The 6039-nt window shown below is 68.4% G+C and carries 5 protein-coding genes; 2 read left to right on the forward strand and 3 right to left on the reverse strand.

Annotated elements, in window-relative coordinates; genetic code table 11:
* Positions 1 to 642, reverse strand: a 642-nt coding sequence (locus V7702_RS16350; RefSeq protein WP_335651141.1) for a glutamate racemase, incomplete at its 3' end; no start/stop codon positions are given.
* A 130-nt stretch (positions 643 to 772) separates the two neighbouring features.
* On the opposite strand from V7702_RS16350, the gene V7702_RS16355 reads away from it, so the two are divergent.
* On the forward strand, positions 773 to 2893 hold the full coding sequence (locus V7702_RS16355) for a M3 family metallopeptidase (protein ID WP_335651142.1): 2121 nt from the start codon (positions 773 to 775) through the stop codon (positions 2891 to 2893).
* Positions 2894 to 2902: 9 nt separating this feature from the next.
* Here the strand turns inward: V7702_RS16355 and V7702_RS16360 are convergent, their stop codons facing one another.
* Positions 2903 to 3682 (reverse strand): enoyl-CoA hydratase/isomerase family protein, encoded by a 780-nt coding sequence (locus V7702_RS16360; protein WP_335651143.1) that lies wholly within the window; start codon positions 3680 to 3682, stop codon positions 2903 to 2905.
* Positions 3679 to 4845, reverse strand: a complete 1167-nt coding sequence (locus tag V7702_RS16365) for an acyl-CoA dehydrogenase family protein (RefSeq protein ID WP_335651144.1) — start codon at positions 4843 to 4845, stop codon at positions 3679 to 3681. Before V7702_RS16365 ends, V7702_RS16360 begins: the two co-directional genes overlap by 4 nt.
* A 93-nt stretch (positions 4846 to 4938) precedes the next feature.
* Here V7702_RS16365 and V7702_RS16370 point away from each other — a divergent pair.
* Positions 4939 to 6039: CaiB/BaiF CoA transferase family protein (locus V7702_RS16370; protein ID WP_335651145.1), on the forward strand; the 1101-nt coding region annotated here is incomplete at its 3' end.

Here is a 6039-nt window from a genome sequence, read left to right on the forward strand (position 1 = left end):
GTCGGCGATGATCTCATAGTGGGTGCAGCCCAGGATGGCCCGGTCCGGCGCCCGGCCGATGCGGGCGGTGATCTGCGCCACATGGCGCTCGACCTCGGCGGCCAGCTCGACGGCGCCGGCATTGGTCTCGATCATGCGCGCCAGGTCCGGACAGGGCTCGACGAAGACCGCCACGTCCTGGCGGCGCTTGTCGATCTCGATCTCATAGACCCGGCTGCGGGCGGTGGCCGGGGTGGCGAACACCGCCAGGATGTCCAGCTTCTCCACCTTGTCGCCCCGGCGCTCGGCCTCGTGCTCCCAGGGCAGGCCGGTGGCCGCCTCGATGGTCGGCACGATCAGCCCCAGCACGTTGACCGGCCGACTCAGCTCGCGACGGCGCTGCGGCAGCCAGGTCTGTTGCAGGCGGCGCAGCGCAATGGCCGAGGCGGTGTTGCAGGCCAGGACCACCAGGTCGCACCCTTCCGCAAACAGCCGGTCGCAGCCGGCCTGGGTGAGATCGACGATCTCCTCGCCCGGCCGTCCGCCATAGGGGGCGTTGGCTTGGTCGGCCAGATAGACGAGGTCGGCCTGCGCGAAGCGCTCGACCAGCTTGCGGTGGACGGTCAGGCCGCCCACTCCGGAATCAAAAACGCCGATGGCCATGCCTACGGCTTTAGCGGGCGTCCGGGCCTGCCGCCAGAGCCTGCGGGCGTAACATTACAACCCCGTCATGTGACGTTCAGCCCAAGACGGCTAAGGTCGCCCCAAACCTTTCGTGATTATCGGAGATTTCATGGACCGGCGCATGTTCCTGGCCGTCTCGAGCGCAGCGCTTGGCGCCGCCACCCTGCCGCTGCCCGCCTTCGCCGCCGACGGCGCGCCCCTGCTGGCGCCCTGGACCGGGCCCTTCGACGGCGTGCCGCCCTTCGACAAGGTGGTGGTGGCCGACTTTGCCCCGGCCCTGGAGGCGGCCATGGCCCTGGAGCTGAAGGAGATCGAGGCGATCGCGAACAATCCCGCGCCGCCGACCTTCGAAAACACCATCGTGGCCCTGGAACGCTCAGGGGACGCCCTGGACCGGGTCGGGACCCTCTACAGCGTCTGGGGCGGCACGCTGTCGACCCCCGAAGTGCGCGAGATCGAAAAGGCCATGGCGCCGAAACTGGCCGCCCATGGGGACAAGATCCTGCAGAACGCCAAGCTCTTCCAGCGGATCGAGGCGGTCTATGAGGGCCGCGAGGCCGCCGGCCTGACGCCGGAGCAGCAGCGCCTGGCCTGGAAGGGCTGGAACCGCTTCGTGCGCGCCGGCGCCAAGCTCGATCCAGCCGCCAAGGCCCGGGTCGCGGAGATCAACGGCGAACTGGCCCAGGCCTTCACCACCTTCAGCCAGAACCTGCTGGCCGACGAGACGGACTACGTCCTCTATCTGAAGACCGAGGCCGAACTGCGCGGCCTGCCCGAGGATGTCCGGGCCGCGGCGGCGGCGGCGGCCGAAGAGCGCGACCGGCCTGGCGAGTACGCTATCCTCAACACCCGGTCCTCCATGGACCCCTTCCTGACCTATTCGGATCGCCGCGACCTGCGCGAGAAGGTCTGGCGCACCTATTACAGCCGCGGCGACAATGGCGACGCCCACGACAACAACGGCGTCATCCAGAAGATCCTGAAACTGCGCTTCGAGCGCGCCCGCCTGCTGGGCTATCCCACCCACGCCCATTGGCGCCTGGAGGCGGCCGTCGCCAAGACGCCGGAGGCGGCCATGGACCTGATGATGCGGGTCTGGCCGGCCGCCATCGCCCGGGTGGAGGAAGAGGTGGCCGAGATGCAGGCCATCGCCGACGCCGAGAAGAGCGGGGTCAAGATCGAGCCCTGGGACTATCGCTACTATGCCGAGAAGGTCCGCGCCGACCGCTACGACCTCGATATGAACGAGGTGAAGGCCTATCTGCAGCTCGACAAGATCCGCGAGGGCATGTTCTGGGCCGCGGGCGAGACCTACGGCATGAGCTTCACGCCGGTGACCAATGTGCCGACCCAGCACCCCGACGTGCGCGTCTGGGAGGTGATGCGCAATGGCGCGCATCTCGGCCTCTTCTACCTCGATCCCTACGCCCGGGCCGGCAAGCGGTCAGGCGCCTGGATGAACGCCTATCGCAGCCAGCAAAAGATGGATGGGAAGGTCACCCCCATCGTCTCCAACAACTCCAACTTCGTGAAGGGCGCGCCCGGCCAGCCGGTGCTGATCTCCTGGGACGACGCCACGACCCTGTTCCACGAGTTCGGCCATGCCATCCACGGCCTGTTGTCCAACGTCACCTACCCCTCGCTCGCCGGCACCAGCGTGCCGCGGGACTATGTGGAGTTCCCGAGCCAGGTGAACGAGGCCTGGTTGCCGACCCGCGAGGTGCTCAGCCGCTTCGCCCTGCACCATGAGACCGGCGAGCCCATGCCGCAGGCGCTGGCCCAGAAGATCGAGCAGGCCTCGACCTTCCGCCAGGGCTTCGAGGTGACCGAGTACCTCTCCTCGGCGCTGATCGACATGAAGCTGCACCTGGCCGGCGACGCCGACATCGATCCCGACGCCTTCGAGCGGGAGGAGCTGGCCAAGCTCGGCATGCCCGCCGAACTGCCCATGCGCCACCGCACGCCGCAGTTCGCCCACGTCTTCGCCTCGGACGGCTATTCGGCCGGCTACTATTCCTATCTATGGGCCGAGGTGCTGTCGCAGGACGCCACCGAGGCCTTCGAGGAATCGCCGGGCGGCATGTACGACGAGGGCGTGGCCAAGCGCATGGTCGACCACATCCTGTCGGTGGGCGACACGGTGGACCAGGCCGAGGCCTATCGCGCCTTCCGCGGCCGTGATCCCGACGTGGGCGCCTATCTCCGCGACAAGGGCTTCCCCGTCACCTGACGGGGGGCCTCAACGTCCCTTGAACTGGCCCGGGCGGCGTTCATTCACCGCCCGGACGCCTTCGGCGAAATCCTCGGTGGCGCGCAGGGCGGTCTGCTGGACGTGCTCGTGGGCGGTGGCGGCGCGCACCGCCTCGGCGAGCTTTCCGCGGGTGGTCTTGCGGGTGGCGACCACGGCCAGCGGCGCGTTCTCCGCCAGCTCGGCGGCGAGCGCAAAGGCCGATTGGCGCAGCTCATCGGCCGGGACCAGCTCGTCCACCAGGCCCCAGGCCAGGGCGTCCTCGGCCCGCACCCGCCGGCCGGTGAGGAACATCAGGTCGGCCTTCTGGGCGCCGATCACCCGCGGCAGGGTGTGGGTCAGGCCAAAGCCCGGATGGAAGCCCAGCTTGACGAAATTGGCCGAGAACCGCGCCTCGGGCGCCGCCACGCGGAAGTCGGCGACGAGGGCCAAGCCCAGACCCGCCCCTACTGCCGCCCCCTGCACGGCCGCGACGATGGGCTTCTCCACCGAGAACAGCCGGATCGCCTGATCATAGAGCTCGGAAACCCCGCCCATGCCCGCCCCGCCGATACCGGTGGGGGAGGCGAGGTCGGCGCCGGCGCAGAAGGGCTTGCCGTCCGACGCCAGGACGCTGGCGCGCACGGCCGGGTCCTTGTCGAAGGCCAGCAGGGCGTCGGCCAGGTCGCGCACCAGCTCCACCGACACATGGTTGGCCGGCGGCCGGTGAAAGACCAGCTGGGCCACATGGTCCTGGACGCTGATGGTGAGATGGTCGGCCTTGGTGCTCATTTGCGGGTTCCCAACAGGTTGCGGGCCACCACCCATTTGTGGACTTCGGTGGGGCCGTCATAGATGCGCATGGTGCGCAGGCGCGTGGCCATGAGCTGCAGAGGAAGTTCCTTGGTCATGCCCATGGCGCCGAAGGTCTGCATGGCGTGGTCGACCACCTCCCAGGCCATCTCGGTGGCGTAGGCCTTGATCATCGAGATTTCCATGCGGGTGTCGCGGCCCTGGTCGAGCTTCCAGGCGCAGTCATAGGTCATCAGGCGCGCGGCATGGATGCGGGTCGCCGCGTCCGCCACCCACCACTGGATCGCCTGGCGCTCCGACAGCGGCGCGCCGAAGGTGGTCCGCTGCGGGGCGTATTCGACCATCATGTCGAGCGCCCGCTGGGCCATGCCGATGGACCAGGCGGCCATCTCGATCCGCCGCGTCCCCAGCCGGATCTGCATCGGCGCAAAGCCGGCGCCCTCCTGGCCGAGCAGCTTCCAGCCCTCGACCCGGCAGTCCTCCAGGGCGATCTCGTAGGTGGACTGGCCGCCGATCATCGGGATCTGCCGCAGGACGTTGAAGCCCGGCGTGTCGCGATCCACCAGGAAGGCCGAGACGCCGCCGCGGGCCTTCTTCTGCGTGTCGGTCACCGCCATCAGGATGGTGAAGTCGGCGTCCGCCGCCCGGGTGATCCAGATCTTGCGGCCATTGATGATCCAGTCGTCCCCGTCGCGCACCGCCTTGGTGGTCATGGCCGAGGGATCGGCGCCGGCGCCCGGCTCCGAAATGCCGATGGCCGAGACCGTCTCGCCGCGTACGTAAGGCGCCAGATAGGCCTCACGCTGACGCTCGTTCACCGTCGCCATCAGCATGCGCAGGTTCGGGCTGTCGGGCGGCAGGGTGTAGGGGGTGATGGTACGGCCCAGCTCCTCGCCGACGCCGACCATGGCCACATAGGGCAGGTCCGAGCCGCCCACATCCTCCGGAGCGTCCAGGCCCCAGAGGCCGAGGTCCTTCGACACCTGATCCAGCCGGGCGTGCTCTTCGGCCGCGAGCGACAGGCCCTGGCCCCTGGCCTCGCGGTCCAGGACGCCGGCCTCCAGGGGCATGAGCTCGTCGCGGACGAAGCGGGCGGTCAGCTCCTTGAGCATCCGATGCTCGTCGGAGAGTTGGAAATCCATCGCATCCTCCCTCTAGGTCACGCAGGTTCGTCGCTTGGCGCGATCTCATTGGCGCAGCATAAACGCCGACAAGAACCATAAGGGAGGACGGCCGTGGCGGAAGGCAAGCAACTGGCGAGCGAGGCCACCGGGCCGCTGAAGGGCGTCCGCATCCTGGACCTGACCAGCGTGGTGTTCGGCGCCTATGCGACCCAGATCCTCGGCGACCAGGGCGCCGATGTGATCAAGCTGGAGGATCCGGGCTCGGGCCGCGGCGACGGCGGCGACATCATGCGCTGGGCCGGCCATCCGCCGGACGGCGCGCCCAAGGACCTCGGCCCCATCTTCCTGACCATCAACCGCAACAAGCGCTCGGTGCTGGTGAACTTGCGCGACGGCGAGATGCGCCCGGCCCTGGAAGCCCTGATTGCCAGCTGCGACGTGTTTGCCGCGTCGGTCCGCTATGAGGGGCTCAAGCGCCTGGGTCTGGACTATGAGGCGGTGAAGAAGATCCGCCCCGACGTGATCTATGTCCACGCCGCCGGCTATGGCGCGGACGGTCCCTATGCCGGTGAACCGGCCTATGATGATTTGATCCAGTCGGCCTCAGGGCTTGCCGACCTCTTGCCCCGCACGGACGGAAACGAGACCCCGCGCATCCTGCCGACCCTGGTGGCCGACAAGGTCTCGGGCCTCTTCATGTCCCAGGCGATCACCGCGGCCCTGTTCCATCGCGCCCAGACCGGCGAGGGCCAGTTCGTCGAGGTGCCGATGCTGGAATGCGTCACCAGCTTCAACCTGGTGGAGAACCTCTATGACCACGCCTATGAGCCGCCCACCGGCCAGTGGTCCTATCAGCGGGTGACCAACCCCCACCGCAAGCCGTTCGCCACGAAGGACGGCTATATCGGCCTGCTGCCCTATACCGACAAGCAGTGGGACCAGTTCTTTGCCGTGGCCGGCTGGGCCGAGACGGTGGCCAGGGACCCGCGCTTCGCCGACTACGCCCAGCGGGCCAAGCACACCCGCGAACTCTACGCCATGGTCGAGGAGGTCACCGCCACCAAGACCACCGACGAATGGCTGACCCTGCTCAAGGGCCTGTCCATCCCGGTGCAGAAGACCAACCGCTTCGAGGATCTGGAAAGCGATCCGCACCTGGAAGCCGTCGGCCTGTTCGAGCGCTACGACCACCCGCATCTCGGCCCCTACAAG

The organism is Phenylobacterium sp. (assembly GCF_036963605.1).
Classification (GTDB): domain Bacteria; phylum Pseudomonadota; class Alphaproteobacteria; order Caulobacterales; family Caulobacteraceae; genus Phenylobacterium.